The sequence below is a fragment of the Marinobacter sp. MIT930201 genome (genome assembly GCF_047122665.1).
In the GTDB taxonomy this organism is placed as follows: domain Bacteria; phylum Pseudomonadota; class Gammaproteobacteria; order Pseudomonadales; family Oleiphilaceae; genus Marinobacter; species Marinobacter salarius.
This window is the reverse complement of sequence record NZ_CP138916.1, coordinates 4,074,709-4,101,293: the sequence shown is the minus strand read 5'-3', so window position 1 is coordinate 4,101,293 and position 26,585 is coordinate 4,074,709. Positions and strand designations below refer to the sequence as shown.

Sequence of the window (26,585 nt, the reverse complement as noted above, 5' to 3'; positions counted from 1 at the left end):
AAAGCCCAATTGGCTACCTCGCTTCATCCTGAACCGATTGTCTTAGCGGCCACCGTCGATCTCAAGCAGATACATCTCCAGTTCAACCGCCTCTTGCTCCGTGACCGTTACATTACTGTGTCGCAGGATTGCTTCCGCTATCGTAAGCGCAGAGCCATCATGCAGATAGGGTGCTGTCGCCCACAAGTGATTCAGTGTGGGTGTATCAAGACCGTAAACCGGTCCTCCTGAGGCATTACCGGTGACAGCTGTAATAGTTCCGACATCATGCACTACTCCGGAGGGAGAGTCTGTGCCTTCGCTACCAGAGTGGCAGCCTGCACATCCTTCTCTCTGGAAGACGCCCTCACCTACCTGGCCTGCAGCCGACAGATTCCCGTCGTAGTAGGGTGAAGCGGGAATCGCGGTAAGCGACTCCACGTACGCTGCAACGGCATCCAGTTCAGCATCGTAGCCCTGCTTGGGTGCACCCATTGGATCCTCTACAACAGCAAAGTCCCCGTCCTCCAGGAGCCCCGTGCCGCCGGCCAGTGAGCGGATCTGATTTTCGAAGTCCTGAACCTCGTCAAAGTTGCCGGTCCAGTGCAAACGCCCGTGGCCAGAGCCTCGGCCCAGCAGACCAATAGTATTCCTCAACCCTTCGCCAAAGGTGCTCAGGTCCCACGTCCGGCCATCCTGACCGCCATCGTTATGGCAGGATGCGCAACTCATGTAGTTGTCCCTGGCCAAACGATCGTCGGCGGCATCGTAGAATAGCTGTTTTCCAAGAAGTACTGTTGGGGAAAGCGCTTCCTGCGAGACCAATGACGTTGACCCAACGGCAACAGTCGCACTTACGTCACCGTTGAGAATGGCTTTCAGGTCAAAGGTTGTCAGCGCGCGGTCCATGAAGTCATGGACATACAGCACTTCACCATCCGGCGACAGCGCAACGCCCTGCGGTGCACGCCCCGTATCCAGCCTGGTCAGTTCGAACCCACTGATTACGTCGTAAACAACCACTTCCCTACTGGTTTCAAGTGCAACGAACAGATAACGGCCATCGCCGGTAAACGCGGCACCGGTCGCAACACTGGCGTTGTCATGATCGATACGAACGCCAGGGTTCTCGGTCAGGTTCGCAAGATTAACCCGGGATGTAACGGCCCTGACAGTCTGGTCAAAGGTCATACCGGCGCCGCCTCTCAGACCGCCAGACAGGATATTGTCCTGTTTGGAGGGAACATAGGCATAGCTACCATCCGGTGACAGCACAGGAGCATTCAGGTAGTTGGGCAGCCCCGGACCAGAGCTCTCAGAAACGCCCTTGTTCAGATATCCCAGGGAGACAGTCGATGTATGGGCCAGGGAGGCGGCATCCAACACAAATATTTCCGCATTGGCGTTTTGTACATCCGGAGACAGTCCATCCTCTCCTGGAACAAACGGCGTTACGAAGTTGGTGGCGTAAACCCGGTCACGGCCCACATCAATCGCCAGGTGCCGTACCCTGCCATCCAGCATGGCGGAACCCAACGTCTGATCCGTTGCAACATTCAACCTCAATACCTGCCCCAACGCCTCAAGGGCGACGTACAGCTCATGAGATCCCGGGCGGAACACAATGCCATGAGGCTGGGAAGCCATCGGAAGAGTCACCGTCCTGACAACCTGATAGGTGTCAGGATCAATCGCGTTCAGAGTGCTGTCACCTTTATTGGCAACCCAGACGTCACCTGAAACAGGATTAACAGCAACCGCGCTCGGCTTGTCCCCGACGGGCACTTCGACAACCACATCGCCGTCATCGACAAGCGTCACCGAGTCGTTATCCGGATTGACCACCCAGACTCTCCGTGAACCCGTATCGCGTTCGGTCACCAGCGTGGTGGAGTTAAGTACCTGGGGCGCACTCTCCGCATAACGGGAAGGATCATTCGGATACGCGTCAGTATTGTCTCCTACACCATCGTCATCCGTATCGGCCCAGTTCACAGAGTTATTCGGGAAGACATCACGATTATCTCCAACACCGTCACCATCGCTATCTGCATACTCACCGGAATTTTCCGGGAAGGCATCCAACGCGTCTGGTACGCCGTCATTATCAGTGTCCACTGCAAAGTCCCGTGGATAAAGCGTCATGACCTCCTGGGCATTGATTTCAGCACCATTATTGAGGGCACCGGCAACCACGAACAGTTCGTTGCCGTAGCGGGCTCCGCCAGGTGCATTCCGTGCGATGCCCAGGCTGGGCAGGGTGCGCCAGTTTCCGGTCACCACATCCAGAGCCTCAACATTGGAGTGAGCGCCCGCACCGCTCTCGCCGGCAGCAACAATCAGTTCAGAGCCCTGCTTGATCATCGCTATTCCACCCCTTGGCGTTGGAATATCACTGTCCAGAGTGCTCCATTGCCCGGTTTCGAAATCAAAGACATCCACCTCGGGAATGGTATCGCTTACCGGGTTGCCGAGGTTCACCGAGGAACGCCGGCCTCCAACTACGTATAGCTTACCGTTGGCCACAGCAGCCTTGTGATGGTCCCTTGCGCGCGGGGCATTCGGAAGCTGCGTCCACGTTTTGTTGACGGGGTCATAAACGTCAAACCACGGCACCCAGCCCGCGTTATGACCGCGGGTGTTCCCGCCGACTACGTAAATCTTGCCCTGATAATTGACCGCGGCAACCGAGCCTCTCCGGCGCTCCGCCGGGATCACAAACTCAGTTTTCCACTGAGTTGGTTGGTCAGGATCAAAGCTGTAGATTTCAGGCACACCGGTTTCTGCAGGGAAACCACCTTCAAGCGCACCAACAACGAAGATGCGACCGCCCACCTCAACGCTCTGATAGTGATGCAGCCTGAGCTCCTGCTGGGATTCGTCGACCGGTACACCATGTTTGGTCCAGGTATTGGAGATGGCATTGTACTCGTCTATTGAGCGGCTACCGCGCCCCCCCGTCAGATAGAACCGCTCCTTGAACGCTATGTAGTCGTTCTCATGACGGGCATCCGCAGACCCGCTCGCCGGCGTACGAACAGCCCAGTCAGAGGGTTGTTCAGGGTCCCCAGAACCATCGCCCGGGTCGCTGGAAGTATCACGCACCACCTGGATGGTATAGCCCTCTGACGGCACACCATTTTCATCCAGCGCATACAGCCAGTAGTAACCTGGGATCACAACATTCGGATTCGGATTCAGCTCCAACTGGTATCCAGAAGCCTGCTGGGTGAACTCAACAGGAATGAACCGCTGATCGGTGTTTATCGAATGGGTTGTTCCCTGCAAGCGAATCATGTTGAAAGCCGTCGCACCGGATGAAACCTGAACCGATAAGGTCTCTCCGGCGCTGACCACTGTGCTATCAACTGAAACTATCTCGAGGCGACTTGCATCGCTTCCATCCGTGTTGAAAAGATAATCAGGGGAATAGAACTGAGCATCCTGATGATTTGCATCGCAAGGTCCGCAGGCGCCGCCACCACCAGAAAATACCCGTCCGTCCTTCATAAGAAGCGCAGTTGAGTGGTAATTCCTCGGGATCTCGAGGCTGTTTACAACTGTCCAGGCCTCAGTTTCCGGATCCCAGATCTCTGCAGGAAGAATCGAGCCCCAATCATCCCAAAGCTTGCCCTCTGTGGTACCACCTATTATGAGTACCCTTCCGTCTGGCAGAACCACTGCATCGTGGAAGGTCCTCTTGAAATTCATTGGTTCGATTTCCGTCACCACAGGTGCGGGCCCATTGATATCAACCATGATGGCGGTATCAGAAGACGGATCATCACTCGATGGATCGTTACCGCCGGTAATCAGAATCTTGCCCACGTCGTACATGACAGCGGAACCGAACATCCTTGCCTGATCGCCACCAAGCCTTGCACCGATTTCCTCCACGGAGCCCTGTCCTTCAGTGCCAAACCAGCGCATGGTTTCCATGGGGCCAGACTGGAAAACGTTACCATCCGGCGCCACGTGCATAAACGCATACCATTGCATGCTCGCCGTCTGGTTCTGCCAATGCTGTTGGCTATTCACCAGATTCTGCTCATCCACCAGGCCCTGCATATTCGCACCCGGGGTATTTGTCCATTGGTTCGTCACGCTGGAGTAGATTTCCGACGTATTGGCCGCACTTCGGGCAAAGGTTGTGAACACCCGGTCATCCGGCATGGTTAATGTCGTCGGATACCAGCGAGCCTTATCCATGTCATCCAGAGGTACCCAGGACATGGTCTCAATATCAAACCGGCTGGTTTTCTTGGTGTCCGGGTTGCCGCCAGAATTGAAGATTGAACCGTCTTCAGTCAGGGCAATACCGGAACAGAACTGATTATGTGTTTCGTTGTCCACACCCACGAACACACCAGTCTCGGGGTCGTAAAGGCTTGCGGTGCTCTTTGTACCCGTATCGGTTATCTCGGTTCCACCAACCCAGGTCAGCAATTTGCCGTCAGGAAGATGTGCTGCCGAAACCGGTATTTCCGGCCACTGAATAACCTCTCCCCACTCTCCGCCGATGTGCGGCTCGTAAACGACCGGGGTGGAAACCTCTCCGTGCAGGCGATCCGTTACAGCTGAGAACTCCGCAATATCAAATGAGTACTGCTGGACACCTTTGACGCCAGCGAACTCAACAACAGCCCCGCCGGTATTCTCAAAGTAGAGAACTTCAATCTGATGCAACCCTTCTTCGAGGAAAAGCACTGCCTCGCTGTGGTCCACCGCGCGTGTCAGGTCGTCATTAACGACAACGTTGCCATTTACCGTCAGGCGTACACCATCATCACTTCTGACAAGCAGGCTGTATTCTCCTGACTCAGGGGCGTAAACCTCCCGAGTCGCCAACATCGCGAAGTTGTTTACAAACGGGAAGCTCTCGCCAGCAGCAAAGATGGCCTCGCTGCCGGAAGTACCGTCGGTAAAGCTGATCTCATGAGTCTCGAAAGCGACGCTTTCGTATTGAGTGGCGTTATCAATCAAGGCCTGGGCATCCGCCAGGCTATCCACAACACCATCGCTCTTCACGAACTGAACCTGGTAGAGACTGCTGTAATACTGCTGGGTTGGATCGTTAGGATAAGCGTCACTGTTGTCCCCAACGCCATCCCCATCTGAATCAGAGGCTTCCGTTGGGTCAAACGGGAACGCATCATTCATATCGGCGATACCGTCGCCATCGGAATCCAGATTCGCGTCGCTGTTGTCCCCGACTCCGTTCTCATTGACGTCCGCCCATTCCGTCGGGTCGTTGGGGAACACATCGGAATTATCCCCGAAGCCGTCTCCATCGCTGTCCAACCACTCATCTGGATTGTTGGGGAATGCGTCTTCGCTGTCAGGAACACCATCACCATCCGTGTCGAAGTCTCCGGTACTTGGTGAGATACAAAACGCTGAGAGTTTTGGCCAATCTGCTATAGCACCGAAACCAATTTCGACCGCGTTGTCAGTGGTTTGGGCGAGATAACGCTTGGTTATGGCTGTTTTCGGGCCAACCTCATCAATAATGTCGAAACCGCTGGTGGTCAATTCGTTCTCGACATAGATATCGAAAACACGGCTGCCAGGGCCACCTGAGGGCGTTCCAACCTGGTAATAGATTTCCGCAAACATCAACTCAACAACGTAGTCTCCCACTGCAGGAACCGGAACTGCGTAGCTGAAGTCCCCCCAACGCTCACTTCTAAACAGTTTGTCATCGTCGGTGCCAGCAATACTGTAATTATTGGGGCCGCCAGTATCTCCGCCAGAAAAATGGGCATCCGCAATGAACTCTGTGCCATCGGTCGCCACATAGCTTCCGCCACCAACGTTCACACACATCTGGAACCCATCAATGTCACCGAAGGGTGTGGGGTCAGCATTATCACCGACGCCATCACCATCGCTATCAAGCCACTCGGTGGGATCACCTGGGAATGCATCCTGATTGTTGTTGTAGCCATCTCCATCACGGTCAGGATCGCTATTGTCACCGATACCGTCGCCATCCAGGTCAGACCACTCTGCCGGATCGGCCGGGAACACGTCGGTATTGTCTCCAACGCCATCTTCATCACTGTCCAACCACTCAGCTGAATCAATCGGGAAAACGTCCTGGTCATCCGGAGTGCCATCGCCGTCATAATCGCCATTGGTTTGCCTGACACAAATGGCCGACACCTTGGGCTCGTTGGCAACTGCATTGAACGAGATATTGATTGAGCCGCTGCTTGAACTGGTGAGATAGTGCCTTGTTAGCGCCGTCTTGCTAGGCACGTCCGCCAGGATATCGAACCCGGGCTCCAGGACATTGCCCTGAACAATGATGTCGAAAACCCGGCTCCCAGCACCGCCAGTTGCGACCGTGGACTGGAAGTAAATCTCTGCAAACTCCAATGACGCAATGTAGTTTCCGGACTCAGGAACCGGTATGGAATAGGCGAAGTCGCCCCATCTCTCTGAATGGTAAAGGGTATCGTCGGCCGTACGGTCTATCTCATACACATGACTGGCTTTCGAGCCACCATTAAAATGGCTGTCGGCTATATAGAGGGTTTCATCAGCCGCGGAGTATTCCGGCCCACCCACATTTACACACATCTGGTGGAGAGGCTCATCTCCGCCGGTTCCACCACCGTTGTCTCCACCATCACTTCCTGGATTCTCCCAGGCGGTGGGGTCATCCGGGTAGTAATCATCGGCATTGGCAACACCATCACCATCGCGATCCGGGTCCGAATTATCTCCCACTCCATCACCATCAAGGTCGGACCATTCTGACGCATCATTCGGGAAGAGATCCGAATTGTCACCAACTCCATCTCCGTCCGAGTCAACGGTTTCATTGGGATCAGAGGGAAACGCATCCTGAGCGTCGGGCACACCATCACCATCGGAGTCAGCGCCCACGATTTCGGTTACACAGTAGGCTGAAAGCTTTGGCCAGTCTGTAATAGCACCGAAATCGACATCAATTTCGCCATCCTCGACAACAGCCACATGGTCAAGCTGGGTTGCTGACTTGCTGCCTGCTGCCGCAATTATGTCGTACTGTTCCGCAACGGTTTCACCCTCTACGAACACATCAAATACTCGACTACCAACTCCGCCAGATGAAATCCTCGCCTGATAGTAGATTTCGGCAAAGTAAAGTTCGACCAGATAAGAACCTGAAACAGGAACAGGAATGTTGTAACTGAAACTCTCCCAACGTTCCGTATGATAAAGGACATCATCCAATGTATTGGCTATGGATTGCTTATGAGTGCCGGTTCTGCCCCCGAGGAAATGGGTGTCAGCTTTGAAAACAGTGCCGTCCTGAGCAGTGAACTCCGGGCCCCCAACGTTCACACATTCCGCAACACTCGCTAGGGAGGGAGTTGGATCAGAGTTGTCACCAATGCCATCATTATCGCTATCCAGCCACTCCGACGGATCCTCCGGGAACGCATCGTTATCATTAGCGAAGCCATCACCATCCATGTCAGGGTCGCTGTTATTCCCTACGCCATCACCATCCATGTCCGCAGATTCTGTGGCATCGAATGGGAACGCATCTGCATTGTCGCCAATACCATCCCCATCGCTATCGAGCCATTCCGTACCATCAAATGGAAATACGTCGTCGCTGTCACTATAGCCGTCGCCATCGAAATCACCGTTGCTAGGGAAAACACACACGGCCGACAGTTTCGGAAGATCTGAAATTACGCCAAAACTGATGTTTACAGAGCTGCCGTCCACCTGAGCGAAATAGCTTCGGGAAACCGCAGTCACGCTTGCAGCCTGCTCGATAATATCGAACTCGGATTCTACTTTTTCGCCCTGGATGTAGACATCGAAAACCCGGCTACCCACGCCACCGGCGCTGGTGGTGGACTGGTAATAAATCTCTGCAAAATGAAGTGTCGCAATGTAGCTGCCCGCCGTCGGGACGGGTATCTGGTAACTGAAATCACCGTAGCGCTCCGATTGGAACAGCGGGTCATCGTCCGTAGCTGAAATATTGTGAGCGTGGGACGCCTTTTTGCCACCACTGAAATGGGCATCGGCGATGAATTGAAAGCCTTGGGAAGAGGTGTAAGCGCCGCCCCCTGAGTTGAGACAAATGAGCGGCTCGCCAAAATCAGCTGCGCTTGTTGCTCCCGTCCAGAGTAGCGCCAGCAAAAACATGATCGTTGGCTTGAAGGTCTTCCATTGTGCGCTCATGTCCTTGCCTCTCCTTTGGACAAAACTATCTCAAAGGACAACTGCAAAGCCCGTACCACAGATACGAAAGACCAAGACTTACAGGGGGCAAAAGCCGCAATAACCAGATATGAAAGAAGCTTAATGTAAAGAAAGCTGACAACCGGAATGCGTGATCGATCCCCTAGCGAACACGCCAGTTCTTAAGGCGCCTTATCCTGCCAACTAATCCGGAGCCAAGAAAGGAAAACAGATAAAGCTTTAACCCTGTGGAACTGAAAGAGGCGCCCAGTGCCTGCAGGGCTTCCGCCCGGCATCGTGCCATCTCACCTTTTTGAAAGCTTTCGTAGGCCAATGCACAGTAGTTGTCTGAAACGAGGGAACGGATATCCCGGGCAAACTCGTCGTCTAGCGGGTTTTCCAGTTGCCTTTCAAGCACCTTTATTTTCGAGGGGGTACGCTTTCTCGCGCTGCCCTTGGAAATGCTCGAACTGCCGATGCGGTAAGCGTGGTAGGTGCCAGGCAGAAACAGGGCCACTTCCTGACGCGTGACTCGGAACCACAGATCCCGGTCATCCCCGTTGGCCAGTGATTCATCAAACCCCCCAAGCCGATCAAACACCTTACGGGGAATAACAACACCGGATGTGCCGATAAAGTTCTCGCTCCCAAGGGCACGGTAGGCATTCGGCGGTTCAATCCTCACACAGCCCGCGTTTTCCGAACAGAACGGAGCAGTAAAGGTGTAGCTATCCAGAAACCGGGGGGTCAAAACGTCTCCGGATTCGTCAATCGTAGAGAAGTTGGTGAACAGCAGGCCTGCATCTGGATGGTGTGAAAAAGCCTGACGGGCTGCATCCAGCTTACCCGGAAGCATGATATCGTCGGAGTCGAACAGAGCAATGAGAGAGCCCTTTGCCTCCCTTATACCGTGGTTGCGCGGGCTTGCAGGGCCGCCGCTGTTGCGCTGCCTGACATAGCGGATCCGGGAGCTACGCCACTCCTCCATAACATCCGATGTTTCATCGGTTGATCCGTCATCGACCACAATGATTTCATCATGCTCAGACAGCTGCGGGACAATGCTCTCCAGCGTCTCCGGTAGCGTATTCGCCGCATTGAAGCTTGGTACAATGATACTGAAACTGAATTCTTTCACGCGCGCTGACTCCCTGTGAACGACGGGATTCTACACTAATGAGATTAAATTAGGAGGGAAACCAACGACTATAGGCACTAACGTCAAAACAGAGGCCTTGACAGCTAGTTAGAGTTAGCTTCGCCCAGTATGATTCACAGCACCGCTACATAAATTTACGATGGCCGGGAAGCTCAAGAACCTGTTATATCCATACGATCAGCGCTAAACTGAGCTATGCCTGTCAAGCTATTTCGGCCAGAGGTAAAAAGGAGGGCCCCATGTTTGAGCACTACGACCTTACTGATCGTTTCCCGATGAAGTTTGATGTGGAGCGTATGCGCAAGGAGCTTGAAGAGCTTGAAAACGAAAACTGGCTCTCGCACTACGACGAAGCTCTTGCTGACGGGTGGACAACGATTCCACTTGTTTCTCACGATGGAAGCGCCGATGGTGCGGAATCTCAGCGCATAGGCAAGTGGGGAGAATATAAACGAACACGTTACGTCGATCAGTTACCTTATTTCAAAGAGATCCTTGACGCCTTCGACTGCCCTCATGGCAGAATCAGAATTATGAAGCTCATGCCAAATAGCGTCATCAATGAGCACAGGGATACCTACAGCGAAGTGTCAGACTATGCCTTTGGTCAGGTTCGGCTACATATTCCAATAGTGACCAATGACAAAGTAAAGTTCATAGTTAATGGAACGAACTACCACCTAAAGGAAGGCCGCCTCTATTACGTCAACTTTTCCAAGAAACATTATGTGCGCAACGATGGGGATGAGCCACGGACACACTTAGTATTAGATGTTAAGGTTAACGATTTTCTTGAAAAAATATTCCCGAAGCTTACTCCATATCAAAAACTGGAGTGCCATATTTCCAGGAAGCTCATACCTGTATTTATCTGGCATCCAAAGAAAAACTATTTGCGGATAATGTCTTGGTTCTGGCGAAACTACAATGGCTCTCGTATCCAGTCGCTCCGACACCGGCTTTTCCCAAAACGCGATCCCTATTAGCGGAGATATAAGAGAACGATGACTTTGCCAGCGACTCGCATTTATGGCGGGACTGCGGGGACTGGTAGTCCAAAGGCTTCTGGTTCGGCCAATGAAAGCAAATTTCTGGTTCTCGCTACCTGTGTTTTTATTGTTACCTGGTACCTTCAACTAGGCGGACGCGTCGGCCTACTTGGTGCCATTCGCTTTGAATTCTTACTTGGAACCTTTCTTATCCTCTGCGCTGTCGTTCGAATGCTAAACGAAAGGCTATCACCCACACCGCTGATGAAGCCCATCTGCTTCTTTTTTAGCATTCTTGTCCTTTACACCCTTTTCTCTTACGACCGTTCTCTGTCGTGGACTACGTTTTATGAGCGAGTCGTCAAATTTTCGATGCTTGCCCTTTTCTTTGCTGCATTTATTCGAACGGAGTGGGCCCTTAAGATGGCCGTTGCCGCCTTCCTACTAGCAATGTTGAAACTGGGACAAGAAGGTTTCGTAGGGTGGCTCTCAGGCTCCATGGTGTGGCAAAACCAAGGTATTCCACGTCTCCACGGGTCTACGGGATTATATTTCCATCCGAACTCATTTAGTGGAATGGCAGTGGGATGCCTTCCTTTTATTTATTACCTTTTTCCTGTCACCAACAAGTTTCAAAAGCTTGCGCTAGCTGCGTTATTGGTGTGCTGTGTCATCATTATCGTTTTTACCGGTTCTCGTACTGGCTATGTTGCGACCATACTTTTGGGAATGTATTTCTGGAGAGAAAAACTTAAAGTCAGAAAGTTTAAATACTTGATATTGGGCGTTATTGTATCCATAACCACATATTCATTGCTACCTGAAGAATATACTGAACGCCTGCATTCAATTGTAACTTTAGAAGAAGCTCAAGGATCCTCATCGGAAACCCGGATACAAATCCTCAAAGATGCGGTGAACGTATTTTTGTCGAAGCCCTGGGGTGTTGGAGTCAGCGCTTTCCCAAGTGTGCGTGCAGAAATGTTTGGGCGACATCAAGACACTCATAACCTTTATTTAGAATTATTGACGAACATGAGTGCTTTGGGAATTCTATCCTTCTTTATATTCATTCGCACTATTATAAGAGAAAATAAGAACATCATTACCCGCACCAATAGCTCATTTGTCAAAGCTATCGCTCAAGCCGTAATTGCGTTCGTTTATGCGAGATTATTTTTAGGACTTTTCGGGATGGATACCTATGAAATTTATTGGTGGTTTGCTGCGGGACTCACTATCGCCATGTACAGAATCACCAAAAACCTCCAGAATAAGGCCCCGAGTGCAAAGTTTAAATACGCCAATAGAGCTCAAGAGCCCTTTCACCAAATACAAAGCCCTTAAACTGCCAGCTAAACAAACCACGCTGTGATGTTAACTGTTATCCTAGCCTACGTTGAGTTCCAAGCAGAGACAGTATTACCTAAAATGACAAGTGCGTCCGTGGACTTGACGAAAAAACTGTTGAAACCCGAAAAGAATCAGGCCTGTGATCAACAACAGAATAGATGCTCCTTCGGTCACTTGAGCGGCTTTTAATATCTGGCCAGATAAACCAAGGGTCTCACCGGTATTCAGTGTTGCAAACTCACTAACAAAAAAGGATTGGTCCAAAAACCTCAGTGGATCGTTTGCAATTTCCTCGTTCACAAGATGTAGTTTCCACTCTGGGAACGGCTGAAATGTAATCACTTCGCCAAGAGATTCCACCGACGGTGACCAATTGAACCAATGGGTAGGACCGCCTTCCGGCTCATCAGACCACACACTAATCTGATTGTTAGCTGAGTCCGTCGGCATCCATGTGCGCCCCCAAAGCTCAACGCTCAAAGATTCCCACTTCCAACTCTCTGTATCAACACTAAAGCTAACCGTAATGTCGCTACTGTCTCCATGGGAAAGCCACTCTGCATGCCCCTGAATCTGGTAGTCGATCAAATCAGAGTAGGCCGACAATGGTACGAACCAGAACATGAAGACGAGAATCCATCTCATTTTTCAAACTCCTTGTCAGTTATCGTGGTTATGACTCAGTTACTGTATTTCCAACACTCGGATCTTGGATGGGCACTTTGTACATACTACCGGGACAGGATCGGATGCGCTCCCCGAAGCATCTACGATACTAATGAAAGAGCCTTCTAAGCCCTCAACAATGCGGGAATCGAGAACAATTTCGGAACTAGACCAAGACTTCGCAGGGACGACAATCAATCTCGTTGTATCAGAATCGTCCATACTATCGCGCACTTCTACCCGTGCCAAATAATTTCCACCAATCGCAACGTAGGTGTTGTCATACAGTCCGTTGAAATCGCTGTTGTCTCCGTTGCCCCACCATCCGGGGAAACTCACCCGGTTGAGAAAGAGCTCATTAGCAGATAGTTTACTCCTATCACTAAGGCTTTGCTCTGAACGAAAATCCTTATCACTGACACTACGCCAATAATAGCCAACCTCACTGGAGCGACTGAGATCAATTCCAATTGACAAGTTATTAAAGTCATTCCATGACCACCAGCCACCACCGCCGTCTAGCCAAGTGATGTTTCCATCATTACCGCCCAATATGAAGTTGCCACCACCAACATGTGTTGGCAGAGTTAGATCAAGATCTGAGGGGTCGCTGTAAGCCCCGTCAGCTGCAAGAGCCCAAGTGAATTTCCAGCTACTGACGCTCGGAAAGTCCTGAGTCGAAGACGCACCGGCAAAAGTCGTGCCTTTAGGCACTTTTACCGAAAATGCGATAAAGACCTTTTCACTATTCTTGAAACTCGCTTGAAGTTGCGATATTCGATTCATTGAACTAAGCGATTGGGTACGATCTCGGGCTGTCATCGCGAGATTACCGTTGCCTTCGTCTACATATCTAGCAATGCCGTTGTACCATCCCGTGCCACTCCACCGACCTACGGTTGCAGCGTCATAAGCGACTGGTTCTCCACCACGACCAGCTTCAAAATTATCAAAAATCACAACTTCTGGACCGGAACCAAAACCACTACCAGATACCCTGACTTCGCCTGTGTCTGATAAAAGCTCTACCGAGCTTATGCTAGGCGCTGCAGCGGCTATCCCGCTAGCCAAAGCCAGAACAGGTAGAAAATACAGAGAGCGATTCGCGAGCATCTTTTCACCATCAGTTGTCAGTGTCGGTTACCTACTGACCAATACTAGCATTGCAGTATCAGCTTTCGTAATAATGAAAGGTACTAAAAAAAACCTCGTTATTATACCGATTCGACAAAATTACAAAATTAAATTTTGTTATTAAAAAGTAAACAATCAGCGCTCAGAATTCAATTAGATAGAAACTTCACGCTTAAAAACTCTTTTCCGGATCATGTAGAATAGAGTTGGATTGTAACGCTCTATTTCTTTAAACCTTTGATAAGTTCTTTTAGAAATATATTGCCGATCTTTCTTGACTTCACTTAACCGCCTCGCCGAGTCATATAGAGCCTTGAAATAAAACTTAAATATCCATCTCTTAAACTATAGAAAAACATCGCCATGAGATGCAATGGAACTTTTCGAAGAAAAAGCGCTAGGGGGTAACGGCGAACACCCAGCCATACCATGTTTCTCGTGTCGTAATAATAACGTCTCCAGCCAGGCCGGCCACCCATAGAGTGAGCATGTCGTACTGTAATATCTGGACAGTAAACGACATCCCAATCCATGTTCATTAAAGCGAGTGCAACATCAGGACCTTCATGGCTAATAAAAAAATACGCCGGATACATTCCAGCATCCAAAAAAGCTTGCCGACGATATGCGACGGCCCCTTCGCTAATCTCGTACGTACTAAACTCCTTACCACCCCACTCATTTAGATGGCGGCGGTGGCACCAATTAATTTGCTTTTCCGTCAAATCATCAATGACCCGAAAGTTTATCGCTGCCATCGATTCTTTTTCTTGGAATTGCTCTTTAATCAGTTGAACATCATGCGCTGTCAAGCCAAATACATCGTCGTCCAACGTAATTACAATTTCTCCAGTTGCATGTTGAACGCCAGTATTTCTCGCGGCCACGCCCACATTTCTATCCATTTCTATTATTTTTATACGGTCTCTAAACTCAACCAACACAGATCGGACCGGAATTTCCGAGTTATTATCAACTACAACAACCTCTACTTCAGGATTAAGCTCATACAACAACTCCGAAATATTTCGCCTTATTTCATCCGGTCGATTATAAGAAATAATAACTACACTTACAGCTAGCACGACGCCTCCTATTCTAAACGCATCGATAAATACTTTACACCAAATACTGTTTTGAAAAAGTCTTCCATTGAGGCGCCAGCATTATATCTTGAAATCTCAAATAAATCTGCTAACGGCGATAGCGTGGGGTACGCGGTAACACCCCAGCTATAACCTAATTCGATAAGGGCATTTTTCACACGAAAATCAAAATCTGACTTCATCCCATTTGGATAACAAAAGCCTTCAACTTTACAACCCAAATTCGTCTGAATCATTTCTTTCGATTTTTTTAACTCGTTAATAATTTCTTGATCGGTTAACTTCGTAAGTATCGGGTGGCTATAGGAGTGGCTTTCAACTGTTAGCCCAAGGGCCTGCATTTCCTTGACCTGCTGCCAACTTAGGGAGCGAAACCGATCTGGCGCTTCATTGGGGATATCTAGGTCAATGTTTCTATACAGCTGACATATGACTTCGTTTCTCTCCTCTGGGGGCAATGTCAGGCAAAAGTCGGCAATATAGTTCCAACACTCATCATCACTAAGATTTTTGTCCAGCGTGCCGCTTGCCCCAGGAAAACTAACAGACTGATTACCTCTATTTTCGACAGCATACATTATCTGATCTGGCCATAGCCAAAGATCACCGTTAATGAAGCCTGTCGTTGCAAAAAGTACCGCTGGCACCCTCTCTTCCTGAAGTATGGGAAAAGCATAGTCGGCAAAATCATGATAACCATCATCAAAGGTCACCACGACCGCATCTTTTATAGGGTTACCCTCAATACAGGACGAAATCAGATCAGGGATCGTAGTTGGATTAAACGTCTTTTTTATTGTTTGTATTTGTTTTCTGAAAATATCAACGGGTAAATTTTTACCGCCGCTCGAACCAGATATGCGATGATACATTAAAATACGTGGATGAGCTCTGGCTATGTGTTTAGTAACACTAAAAAGCCCACATGGCTTACCAATATTAAATAAAATATTTTTAAAGCTCATAACCCACCAAAAGCCTTAGACGCGTCTTAGTAGAACCTTTAACAAATATCTCCAAGCCACAAAATAGCCAAAATCACACTTAATACCACGAGTTATATCAAGTATTGGTTCCCTTAATGTCTTTTCGTGGCATGCGATTGTATAGCCGCGGCTTACGTACATATCAGCCCAGGCGCGAGAAATTAGATAATCTGGCACTTTCTTTGGGTTATCCTTTATGAATTTTTCGAGTATTACAAAGGCATTATCATATCTACCTCTATAATTACTCGACATCTGGCCAGGCCAGACACGGTATACGTAGGTTTTCTCGGGCGTATACTGAAATGACCAATCTACGGAATACCGCAACCAAAGATCCCAATCGATCCCCATTGGAAGGTTTTCATCGAAGTATCCGTTTCTTTCCAGGCATTCCCTGCGAATTACCGCTGTGCCGAACGGGACGAAATTCTTTATGATCAATTGGTTAGTTACCTTGCCACTATAACGCTCATAAGGCTGAGGTTTGTCAACTGTTTTGCCGTTTTGGTCGATGTACGAGACTTCGCTGTAGACCACCCCGGTGTTCTGGTCCTCGAACAAGGGCATCTGTACGTTTAGCTTTTCCGGGTGCCAGACGTCATCGGCATCGCAGAATGCAATGAAATCGCCGTTTGCCTCCTTGAGGCCACGATTCTTTGCTTTGGGCTGGCCGCGATTTTCCGTGGGTAGGTACCTCACTCGGCCATTGCCCTCAAACCGCTTCATTTGTTCTGGCGTATCGTCCGTTGAGCCGTCGTCTACTACGATCACTTCCAGGTTTTCCCACCTTTGAGCTAGTACGGAGTCAATAGCCTCTGGAAGGTACTGGCCCATGTTGTATGTCGCTATAACAACGCTTACCAGAGGCTGATCATTCATTCTTATACCTTGCATATTGAGAACCGGTACTTACCAGACGCTTCCTGAGGGATATTTGAGACATCTTTGATCTCGAGTTCTACGCTGTCGTCAAACACTTCCCGCATAGCGCTTATAAGCCCCGTGTCTGTATGTTCATTGAAATCCTGACCTTTGACGCGATTGATGATCACGTGGCCCAGCGTATCCTGGACGAGCTGCATCTGCTCGATGCCCGGAACTTTGGTCAAGGTTCGTTCCACCAGCGATATGCCGGCTACCTGCCCGCCTGCAGGCAGTTTAAGGAAATCCGCCACCCTCCCCTCAAGGCGCTCAAGAATAGGCATCCCGCGTCCACAACTACAGGTTTTCTCGGTATACACGCCTACATCCTCAACCCGATAACGAATGAGCGGCATGCCACGGTTATTCAGGTCCGTTACAACGATCTTACCGGGCTCGCCAGGCCTCACCGGGCAGTTATTGGCATCCAGAAATTCCACGTACACATGCGGTATATTAAGGTGCATACCCTGGTGCTGTTCGCACTCGCAGGCAATCAGTCCAACTTCCTCGCAACCATAGCGATTCGTCACCGGGCAGCCAAAGGCTTGTTCAATCACTCTCCGTTCATGGTCGAGTAGCATCATGGATGTGGCAACAATCCCGTCCGGCTTCAAATCCTCAATGCGATTGGATACCAGGTAGTTCGCAAAGATGAAGATTGAATGAGCGTGCCCAAATACGGCGCCTGGTTGCTCTCTGCGCCATCGTTCCACAAACTCTCCCATGGATTTGTCATTCAGGTCCATGGTGTCGAGATAGATTGTGCGGTCAAGGAGGTGAAGACGCAGTTTCTGTTTCAACGTTTCCGCAACGGGAGGGTTACCCCAAACCGAGGCCTTCTTCATTCCAAGGTCCCAGCCCGCCCATCGATCAGCCATCAACTGGGCACCATTACGGCGTTCCTGGCAGGCTTCGTCGAAGTACAGATTCAGTGAAACACCGGTGGACCCACCAGTTTTGGCCATTACCAGATCGGTCTTGCTGAACTCGTCGCTTACAAACTGGTCCAGGTTGTTGCGGATATCCTGTTTGGTGGTTACCGGAACCGCCTCGAAAGCCGCTTTCGAGTTGATGGCGCCCGGCTCAATACCTTGCTCGGCAAACAGCTTTCTATAATGAGGGCTGTGGTTTGAAGCGTAAATTAGCATGTCCTGAAGTCGCTTGAACTGAAGGTCCAGCAGCTTCTGGCGTGGCCACCACTGTTGCTCTTCGAGAGTTTTCCATTCCCGAAGTCGCCCGCTACGGTCTTTCAAGTCCCATAGCGGGTAAAAAATATGTTTGGAGAGTGTTCGCATCATATCTCGACCATCCCTGGTTCAATTTGGCGGTAAAGTTCAACGTGTTTGGCTACCATCGCTTTCATGGAGTACTTGTCAGCCAATTGTGATTGAGCGGCTTTCCCCATTTTTTCGCGCAGCTTCGGATTTTCCGCCAGTTTCCGTATTCGGTCTGCCAGAGCCTCAACATCACCAACGGGCACGAGGTAGCCGTTAAGGCCCTCTTCAACAATTTCCGGGTTGCCGCCGGTACGCGTGCAGACCACCGGCTTTCCACATCGCATGTACTCAATGATGGCATTGGAAAAGCCTTCTGTTTCCGAACAAAGTACGGCTATATCAAAGTCACGGATGTGGCGTTCAGGTTCGGGCTGACTCCCCAACAGATGGACGCGCCCTTCAAGCCCGAGTCGCGTTACCTGTTCCATATAGGCACTGGGATCACCGCCGCCGATTACGTTCAGTTTGAGATGCAAGCCTTCCCTGGCCAGTAGGCCAATCGCTTCAATCAGATCTTCAATACGCTTAATCGGGCGAAGGTTCGCAACGATACCCACGACAACCTCGGCCTCAAAACGACTTTCCCCGGAGGCTGTTACCTGCTCGCCAGACGAAATGTCGGGGTATCCATTGTAGATCACATGGATCTTTCCGAGTGGCATCTTCTCAAATCGGGACGTGATTTCAGCTACCGCTTTGCTGTTACATACGGCCGCGTGCACGCAGCGACCCGTCAGGCGTAGCGCCTTGAGATAGGTCCCGCTGTACCAGAAGCCCATGTCTCTTCTGGAGATGAGTGTTTTAAGGCCGGCAAGGCGCATCATGGGGGGAGCGATCACGGAAGTGTCGTTGAAAAAAGCATGGACCACGGAGAACCCCTGCTTGCGCAATAACCGGGCATACCTGTACATTTTGAACCAACTGCCGGGGCTGGAAATACTACCCACGCCGAGATCATGTACCGGCACCGGAAACATCCCGCTTCGGGTGTAATCCGTTCCGCGAAGCACAGCGAACTGTATGTCCCATCCCTGCTCCATTAATCCATTGACAAGCTTCAGTACCTGGCTTTCGGTGCCGGCGTAAGGATTATCGTATCGATCCATGATAATACTAAGCTTCATTGGGTGACCTGTCTGTAAACAGCGAGATAGCTTTCCATCATCGCATTTGCCGAGTAGTCAGTTTCCACCCTGTTCCGGGCCCACTCGACCTGTTCGTCGACGCTGTCTTTGTGGTCAAGTACGGCTGCCAATTCGCCTGCAAGCTGGGATGCCCCTTCATAGCGGACTATTCGTCCGCCCGCACCATGGCCCAGTACCTTGTCGATTTCACCAACGTCGCACGCGACGATCGGGATTCCCACGGCCATTGCCTCCAGCAGCGTAATCGGGAGGCCTTCCGTCAGTGACGGCATGCAGAGCACATCGCTCCTTTTCATTACCGCTGGAACCTCGTCGACATACCCCGGTAGCTGAACGAAATCCTCCAGGCCGAGATCGGACACCTGCCTTTCCAACGCAGCCCGCTGTTTACCTTCGCCAATAATAATAAGGCCCAATAATTCATGGCTCTGCCTGAGCACGGCAAATGCATCCAGCAGGCGGACAAACCCCTTTTCTGCGGACAAGCGCCCTACTCCCAATACTATCGAATCAAAACGGCTCAGGAATCCGAACACAGCCTCAGCGGGCTCACTCGACGCAGACTCACGTATTGAACCTATGCTCATCCCGTTGGGGATCACTACAGTCTTCGAAGAACGGGCAATTTTCTCCGGAACCTGACGTTTCATTGCTTCGGAGACCAGCACAACACGCCGCAACCGCGCCAGGATCAGGCGATCTATCGTTTCGTATACCCAGGCCTTTGTGAATCGCTTCGCCCTTACGTAACCGTGCAGTGTAGCGATCAAAGGTATTTTCCGGATCGATTCGGGCCAAAGGCCCATGAGCACGTTGAACTTATAACCGTGTGAATGGAGGATCTGGTAGTTTTCGGATTGTGCCCAACGGAGTATGTCGCGGGCAGCCTTTAGATTGAATCCCGGGTTCATTCGCCAGGGAATTACCGGTATACCAAGACGCCTAGCTTCTACTTCAATGGGCTTGTTCTGAATACCAGTCTCACCGGCACTGAGAACGGTAGGTAACAAACCTGCGGCCATTTGCTCGGAAACCAGCGTCAACAACATCTTCTCAGCCCCGTAGAGACCGCCACTGTCAATCAGGTGAAGAACTCTCATGTTATCGGTATCAACCTTTCCTTGGGTTCCAGACTACTTTCTTTTCTCCCTTCAGAAACGCCATTGTGGCTTTTAGCGATGCGATGTTCAGCAAGAGGAAGTAATAGGGAACGGCATAAACAAAGGAGCTACTGCGGCCGCGCTCCTCGCCCTTACGTCCCAACCAGCCAAAGGCGTAGAGCAGCACCAGGCCGAAGAAACACAATGCGTAGAAGCCTCCCCGGGGGGCCAGCAGCAAGGCAGCCACCGTGAACGTTATCAGCGGAACAAACGCCAGATAGCGAAGCAGTTTGTGAGATACCATTTGCAGCGCAAACAGTCCGTAGTTAAAGGGGTTCATCAGATGTGCCATGTCCTTCAGGGCCCACAACGCTCGCAGACTCACTCTGACACGCATACTGAACTCGCTGACGCTGTCCTCGTTGGCATCTTCCTTCAACAGTGCCCTGGGCTCGTAGATAACCCGATACCCTTGTTCAACGACCTTCAGCGGTTGCACGAAGTCCGGGAGTTGGTCTGCTCGCAGGGACTGATAGAGCGACTTCCGAATGCCATCAATACCACCATCAACACCTACGACGGAGCCAATGGCAGACTCCTTTACCCGCAGCCAATTCTCATATTTCATGTAGGTGCTGCAGCCATCGCCCACCAGTGAACCATCAGCGGCCACGTAAACCATTTTTCCGGTCACATAGCCAACACCGTCATCAGCGAAGTTGCTCACCAGATGATTCACTGCGTTTTGGTCCCACTGGGAGTTCGCATCCGAGAACAGGATAATGTCCCCTGTAGCGTTCGCAACCAACGTGTTCAAGCCAGCGGTCTTGCCTTGCCGGGGTACCTGACGAAAGAGTTTTATGCTGCGACTGGATGACTGAGCAACCCGTTCGACAATGCTGTCTGTGCCATCGTCTGATTCGTCAGACACTACCAGTATTTCAATTTTTTCGTCCGGATAGGCAAGTTCCAGCTTGTTGTTCAGTGTTGCCTCAATGCTGTCCGCTTCGTTATAGGCCGCGATGACAATGGTCACTGTGGGTTGATAGGAGTCGTCGGTAGAGATTGGCAAGCCTCGTATCTGGGCCAGCAACGAAGCCAGTAACGGATAGCCCAGATAGATATAGAAAAGCAGCGCCAGCGAAAGCCAGAAAACCAGGGTTAGCATGATGTCTCATCCGTGAAGAAGGTCATTTCGTTCAACCCCCAAGCAAACGGGCAGTGCCCATCTCGGTCTGCCGGGGGCTGGCATCCCGGCCCAGCACACCCTGCTCGACGAGAACGTCACTCATCGTGGTGAATCGAAACCTTTTCAGCAGGTTAACCAGCCGCTGCTCACACACTTCCAGGTTATTGTAGTGCCTGAAACGAGAGAACCACTTTACGTCGAGCCGCGGTTGGCCAGGGTCGATTTCCCAAGGATGGAGGTAAAAGACAAAGGGCTTGCCCATACGGTTGATCGAGCCAAGCCCCCACTGGCTGAACCAATAGGGGAACAAACGGAAGTAGCCACCTCCGGCGATTGGAAGAGTGTAGCCCGGCAACTTCAAGGTGCTCAGCGGGAATTCTGCGATTTCCGAACCGTTGTCGGTTTTCAGGCGATGCGGCCATCTGGGTGTACCTGGCATTCCATACCGGTCATGGTGAACGGGGAAAATAGAGGAATCCCATGTGAACCCCTCTTCACACAAAATATCCAGCGCCCAGCGTGACTGGGCGGTGATGGAATAACTTGCAGCGCGATACCCGGTAACCGGTTCACCAATAATGTCTTCGAGGATAGCCTTGGATCTCCGGGTTTCCTCGCGGAACACCTCTGGCGTCTGTTTGTAGATAAGCTGATGGCTGTAACCGTGGCTCGCCACCTCGTGGCCGGCATCGTGTATACGACGGACCAGCGCGGGCGATTTTTCCGCAACCCAGCCAAGGGTAAAAAAGGTGGCTTTCGTGTTGTGATCACCCAATACGGAAAGAAGACGGTCGGTATTGGCCTCAACCCGATATTCCATATCGTGCCAGTCTTTCCGGTCGACGGCTTCGGCGAGCGCGGCTACCTGGAAATAATCTTCTACATCGATCGTAAGTGCGTTACTGATGGTGTTCATGAGTCATAGCGACGGTGCCGCCTCCTCTTGATATTCCGTGGCCAGGTTTAAAAGATCGCATAGGTGAGTCCCAGCGCTATCCAGTTCTCCGTGTATTCTCTGGAGACTAAATCACTGGTCCGTTGCTTATGACCAATCTGGCCAGACACACTGAGATCTCTGCTTGCCTTGTAGGTTAACCCCACATTGGAATTGAACAGTTCGTCATCCTCGCCCTCATCCTCGTAGCGGTAATGCGTCATTGACGCGCCGACATTGAAATCAAGCCTGTATCCAAGCGGGCGGGAGTAACGCAAAGATAGCCCGGCCCTTTCTTCCTTGTCGGTCGTCTGCAGGTAGTCAGACCGGCTGGCAGTAAGCCCGATATTGACCGAACTCGCATCACTGAACCGCTTACCCAGTCCGGCTTCCAGCGCTGTTACTTCAACCGTTGTCGTCTCTCGAAGATTGAATTCGAAATCATCGAACTGGATGTCAAAGTCAGAGGTCTGGTCGGTTAACTGCCTACTGGCTTGAAGATAGATTTCGGACGAAGGATTGAGCTCTCGCTCGAGCATCAGGTCACCGACGACCCCATCTGATTCCTGGCTCACGCCGCGAAACCTGCTTTCAATCCGGCTGTTGCCAACCGAACCGGACACTCGCATCGCTGGCCAGCGCTTGTTGAAAACAAGGCTGAGGGTATCCTTATCGATCTCCTCATCGGTATCCAGTTCCGCCCGATCTGTGCTGGCGCTGACCCCACCGGAAAACGTCGGACTGAACAGCCTGTTCCATGCAATTATGCCGATGACCCGATCACTGTCGGTTTCCTCGGCCTCTTCGAATTGCGTATTTTCGTACTCGGCGGACAACTGAATACTGTCGCGAGGAGTCAGTTTAATAGTGTAGTTGGGGCCGGTTCTGAAAACATTTTTTCGAGTGGTGTTGTCAGGCGTGGACGGCCCTCTGCTATCCTGGCTGACATCCCTCACATTATCGGAAACAGCCCAGTTGAGCTGGTGAGCAAGCTCGCACTCCCCGGAAAAATCGGCATTAGTGTAGGTTTCCGGATCAAAGGTATCACTGTGCCAGTAACCGTAACCCAACGTCGCTCCGAGGTTCGATGTGCAGCGACCGGGATCACTCTGATGGGACACGCTCACTCTCAAACGCGTTTCAGTGTCACTTTCCTCGTTGGATGGCGCCTCTCGGGCATTATCGCTGTGCCGATTGTCGATGCCTGCTGACATCTTTAAAGGCTCAGCGGTTGCCACCGAGGACACCGCGGTTGCGGCAGCAACGAAGAGTATAAAGGCTTCTCGCTTCCAGCGTATCGCTGAGCGGATCGTTCTAACCATTGATCACCGCTCCAACAAACTTCTCCGGTTTGAACGCAGTGGCGACATTCTCAACCGTGCCTGCTGTTACCTTCCCATGGGGCACGACGAGCATCGTGTAGTCGCAAAGCTCGGAAAGAATCCGGGCGTCTGGTGAATCCGCCACGGAAGCGGTATCCAACACGATAAAGCGATCCGGATATCTACGCCGTATGGCCTGCAGAAACTGCTTCATCCTGAATGATGTGAAAAACTCAGCCGGTGTTTCCCTGCGACTACCGGCGGGAATAAGCCTGAGCCGAGGAATGCCGGTGGGGTATAGAATCCGGCTGATGTCGTAGTCGGAATCATCGAGAAAATCCGTCAGTCCCGTTTCAGGCATGATATCAAGGGTGGAATGAAGCGTTGGTTCGCGAAGATTGCAATCGATGATTAACGCGGTTTTCGACTGGTCAAACGCAAACGCGGCCGCCAGGTTCAGAGCCACAAATGAGGCGCCTGCCTCCGCTGAAGCACCCGTTACAACCAAAGTAAAATTGTTGCCGCCAGAGTTCTCAAGCAATTTGGTACGTAATGCCCTGAATCGGTTTACCAGGTTGCGGTTCTTCGACTCAGGATAGATTATCCTGCGCTCGTCAAGATCATCAGGCGTAAGCCGACGTGGCTCCTGCATCTTTACGATCTGTTTGCTGATGACATATTTGTCAACCGCACCCGCACCCAACTCCAGCGAACTGGGCACCAACATTCTGGAGTCTTCCCACTCAGAGTATGGCAACCCGCCCTTCTCCGCCTCTTTCGCTATGTCACGCTGAGTGAACCACGATTGCTCGGAACCGGCTTCCCTGGACTGCCCGTCGCCGCTTTCACCACCGGCACGTTGCTTCTGTTCTACCGCATCGTCATCTCGATTCCTTGATTCCGACATCAAACTGCTCCCAATTCAGACGCCACAACAATAGCAACGTAAAAAGCTATCGCAATAACAGAGAGAAACCCTATGGCAATCGTGAGACGTCTGTCTTTTCTTTTTTCATAGGGCGTGCGCACATCAGGAATTTCAGCAAGCACCGGCAGGCCAATGTCTTCCTCAAGTTGCGCACGGGCGCGAATCCTGGGATCAATTTGTAGCAGTCCGGCTATGGTGCCAAACGGTGCGACAAGCCCTAACACCAGCCCTGCCATTGCAAACATCGGAAACTTCGGGCCAACCGGCGACGTGGGGTACTGGGCGGTTTCATTGATCTTGTAATTCATGCCCTGCCCTTCAATGTCCAGGGACATTGACACACGCGCCCTCTCACGGCGCTTCAGAAGATCATCGTATATGCCCTTGTTGACCTCCATATCCCTTGTGAGCTGCGAGTACTCTGTCTTGTTTTCCTGTATTCGCTCCATCCGCTCCTCCTGCTCGGCCATGAGCCTTTTCAGAGAGCGGATTCGAGTCTCAACCGTTTCCATATCAGCACGGGTGGTTGAGAGTTTTGCACTAAGTTCCTGATGCAAGGGGTTAACAATCTCATTGCCTTCCAGCGACCTTTCACCGTTATTTTCCCGATCCGCCAGCGCTGCATTGCGCTGCTTCTTCAGCTCTGCCAACTGCTCCCGCAGGATAATGATATCGGGGTAGGAGTCGTGGTACTGGAGACGGAGGCTATCGAGCCGAGACTGCAACGATGAGATTCTTTCCTGAAATTCGTCCTGAGATCGCCCTTGGTAGATGGTCGGCCGCACCTGGGACAGCTGGTTTCGCAGCGATTCCAGCCGGGTAGTGAGCTCAGCGCGCTCCAACTCGGCCAGCTCAAGCTGGCTGCGGAGATTGGCCATCCTTCTGTTGGCGTCTTCTTCGGTCCCATCCTTGTTCGTTGAAAGGAACTCCTTGAGCCGGCGCTCCGCCTCTGCAAGTTGCTGTTCATAGGCTTTGACCTGGCGGTCGATAAACTCATAGGCGCTGCGGCTCTCGGCACGCTTTCGATCTCTGCTCTGTTCGATGAACAGTTGCCCAAGCCGCTGAGCCACCTTGAACGCTTCCATAGGGGATGACGAGGTGAAACCGATACTGAAAAAGTTGTCACCACGTGTGCGTACGCTTAACCCTCCCCTAATGCCAGATATTCGACTTTCCAGGCGCTCAGGCGGCAAATCGACATTATCGTACACGTCACTATCCTTCGCGAGCGTTTCCATGATACTGCGGCCAAGGAGCATTTCCCTCGCCGCAGAAGCTCTGTCATTAATCTCAGTGGTAACGGCACTGCCTTCCATCAACGGGCGGATGATATTGCTGTCATCAACGAATATCACTACTTCGGATTGATACTTGTACGGCCAGAGAAAGCCGGCGGCAAGCACCGCAAAACTAACCAGTACAAACACCAGAAATGCCAGCCACTTCTTTGACCGGACTTCTCGCAGCATTTCAACTGGTAACTGGGATAATGGAAGTGCCATAGCTCAATCCAACAGTCTGGCTGTTACAGGGTTTACGTGATCAGAAATTTCGCTCGGGGACGCTCAGAATATCCCCCGGACGCATGGCGTAGTTTGTCTCTATTTTCCCGCGGTTAAGAATGTCGTCAAGCTTTACAGGGATCGCTACCACCTCACCGTTCATTTTCCGGTAAAGCATTGACTGGTTTAGTGCGGCAAACTCGTTTCCGCCGCCGGCACTCAGGAACATATCCAATACCGTCATTCCATCCCGGTGTGGCTGCGAGACCTGCTGACGCACAGCTCCCGTCACCCGAACACGATCAGTGAACTCATGGCTTCCCATTGAGGTCACCACCACGCTGACCTGGGGTTCCCTGATATATTCGGTAAGCTCAACCCGGATGTCGCCTGCCAACTCTTCCGGCTCTTTGCCACTTGCCTGAACATCACCGATCAGTGGCACCGAGATTTTGCCATCAGGACGAATGGGGACCGAAATACTAAGATCCTCGTTTCGCCATACCGACACCCGGACGACGTCAGTGGCGCCCAGGACATAGCTATTTACACTACCTGACGACCCAGCGGACAGAGCCTGCTGTATTTTTTCGGGGGATGAAGCAGTGGGGCCTGCACAACCGGAAGCAATAACCATCAGCGAGATGCACAGAGCAAGTCCTGGCAAAGTAGTGATCCGTGACATTTTTATTCCTC

Annotated in this window: 18 protein-coding genes; 2 read left to right on the top strand and 16 right to left on the bottom strand. The window is 51.3% G+C overall.

Going from position 1 to position 26,585, the window contains the following annotated elements:
• Nucleotides 1–42 precede the first annotated feature (42 nt).
• Nucleotides 43–8,172 carry a malectin domain-containing carbohydrate-binding protein gene (locus SIC19_RS18670; protein WP_127401433.1) on the bottom strand — a complete coding sequence of 2,710 codons (8,130 nt, stop codon included), beginning with the start codon at nucleotides 8,170–8,172 and terminating at the stop codon, nucleotides 43–45.
• 163 nt (nucleotides 8,173–8,335) lie between these two features.
• Complete coding sequence (locus SIC19_RS18665; RefSeq protein ID WP_127401435.1) at nucleotides 8,336–9,310, bottom strand: glycosyltransferase family 2 protein; 975 nt, start codon at nucleotides 9,308–9,310, stop codon at nucleotides 8,336–8,338.
• 260 nt (nucleotides 9,311–9,570) lie between these two features.
• Here SIC19_RS18665 and SIC19_RS18660 point away from each other — a divergent pair, with 260 nt between their 5' ends.
• The gene (locus SIC19_RS18660; protein WP_127401437.1) at nucleotides 9,571–10,317 is read left to right on the top strand and encodes an aspartyl/asparaginyl beta-hydroxylase domain-containing protein; all 747 of its coding nucleotides are present in this window, start codon (nucleotides 9,571–9,573) and stop codon (nucleotides 10,315–10,317) included.
• An 18-nt stretch (nucleotides 10,318–10,335) separates the two neighbouring features.
• The gene (locus tag SIC19_RS18655; protein WP_127401439.1) at nucleotides 10,336–11,667 is read left to right on the top strand and encodes an O-antigen ligase family protein; all 1,332 of its coding nucleotides are present in this window, start codon (nucleotides 10,336–10,338) and stop codon (nucleotides 11,665–11,667) included.
• 75 nt (nucleotides 11,668–11,742) lie between these two features.
• On the opposite strand, the gene SIC19_RS18650 is transcribed toward SIC19_RS18655, so the two are convergent.
• The 14 genes from SIC19_RS18650 to SIC19_RS18585 form a co-directional block, all read right to left on the bottom strand.
• Nucleotides 11,743–12,318 carry a hypothetical protein gene (locus SIC19_RS18650; protein WP_127401441.1) on the bottom strand — a complete coding sequence of 192 codons (576 nt, stop codon included), beginning with the start codon at nucleotides 12,316–12,318 and terminating at the stop codon, nucleotides 11,743–11,745.
• A gap of 39 nt (nucleotides 12,319–12,357) precedes the next feature.
• Entirely contained in the window at nucleotides 12,358–13,452 is a 1,095-nt protein-coding gene (locus SIC19_RS18645) for a hypothetical protein (protein ID WP_127401444.1), read from the bottom strand.
• Nucleotides 13,453–13,757: 305 nt separating this feature from the next.
• On the bottom strand, nucleotides 13,758–14,558 hold the full coding sequence (locus SIC19_RS18640; protein WP_412535553.1) for a glycosyltransferase family 2 protein: 801 nt from the start codon (nucleotides 14,556–14,558) through the stop codon (nucleotides 13,758–13,760).
• An 8-nt stretch (nucleotides 14,559–14,566) separates the two neighbouring features.
• Nucleotides 14,567–15,544 carry a polysaccharide deacetylase family protein gene (locus tag SIC19_RS18635; protein WP_127401448.1) on the bottom strand — a complete coding sequence of 326 codons (978 nt, stop codon included), beginning with the start codon at nucleotides 15,542–15,544 and terminating at the stop codon, nucleotides 14,567–14,569.
• Between the two features lie 15 nt (nucleotides 15,545–15,559).
• Nucleotides 15,560–16,447: a glycosyltransferase family 2 protein gene (locus SIC19_RS18630; protein ID WP_159265631.1), complete on the bottom strand. Its 888-nt coding sequence runs from the start codon at nucleotides 16,445–16,447 to the stop codon at nucleotides 15,560–15,562.
• A 2-nt stretch (nucleotides 16,448–16,449) separates the two neighbouring features.
• Complete coding sequence (locus tag SIC19_RS18625) at nucleotides 16,450–17,790, bottom strand: phenylacetate--CoA ligase family protein (RefSeq protein WP_127401452.1); 1,341 nt, start codon at nucleotides 17,788–17,790, stop codon at nucleotides 16,450–16,452.
• Nucleotides 17,787–18,893 (bottom strand): glycosyltransferase, encoded by a 1,107-nt coding sequence (locus SIC19_RS18620; RefSeq protein ID WP_127401454.1) that lies wholly within the window; start codon nucleotides 18,891–18,893, stop codon nucleotides 17,787–17,789. Before SIC19_RS18620 ends, SIC19_RS18625 begins: the two co-directional genes overlap by 4 nt.
• A complete protein-coding gene (locus SIC19_RS18615) occupies nucleotides 18,890–20,014 on the bottom strand; it encodes a glycosyltransferase (RefSeq protein ID WP_127401456.1) in 1,125 nt (374 codons plus the stop codon). Before SIC19_RS18615 ends, SIC19_RS18620 begins: the two co-directional genes overlap by 4 nt.
• A 10-nt stretch (nucleotides 20,015–20,024) precedes the next feature.
• The gene (locus tag SIC19_RS18610; protein ID WP_127401458.1) at nucleotides 20,025–21,182 is read right to left on the bottom strand and encodes a glycosyltransferase family 2 protein; all 1,158 of its coding nucleotides are present in this window, start codon (nucleotides 21,180–21,182) and stop codon (nucleotides 20,025–20,027) included.
• 31 nt (nucleotides 21,183–21,213) lie between these two features.
• On the bottom strand, nucleotides 21,214–22,119 hold the full coding sequence (locus SIC19_RS18605; RefSeq protein WP_052479523.1) for an XrtA system polysaccharide deacetylase: 906 nt from the start codon (nucleotides 22,117–22,119) through the stop codon (nucleotides 21,214–21,216).
• 47 nt (nucleotides 22,120–22,166) lie between these two features.
• Nucleotides 22,167–23,459: an outer membrane beta-barrel protein gene (locus SIC19_RS18600; protein WP_127401460.1), complete on the bottom strand. Its 1,293-nt coding sequence runs from the start codon at nucleotides 23,457–23,459 to the stop codon at nucleotides 22,167–22,169.
• Complete coding sequence (locus tag SIC19_RS18595) at nucleotides 23,452–24,366, bottom strand: polysaccharide biosynthesis protein (RefSeq protein WP_041334830.1); 915 nt, start codon at nucleotides 24,364–24,366, stop codon at nucleotides 23,452–23,454. The genes SIC19_RS18600 and SIC19_RS18595 overlap by 8 nt, the downstream gene beginning before the upstream one ends.
• A complete protein-coding gene (locus tag SIC19_RS18590) occupies nucleotides 24,366–25,889 on the bottom strand; it encodes an XrtA system polysaccharide chain length determinant (RefSeq protein ID WP_036205411.1) in 1,524 nt (507 codons plus the stop codon). Before SIC19_RS18590 ends, SIC19_RS18595 begins: the two co-directional genes overlap by 1 nt.
• A gap of 40 nt (nucleotides 25,890–25,929) precedes the next feature.
• Complete coding sequence (locus SIC19_RS18585) at nucleotides 25,930–26,574, bottom strand: XrtA/PEP-CTERM system exopolysaccharide export protein (protein ID WP_127401462.1); 645 nt, start codon at nucleotides 26,572–26,574, stop codon at nucleotides 25,930–25,932.
• Nucleotides 26,575–26,585: the final 11 nt, after the last annotated feature.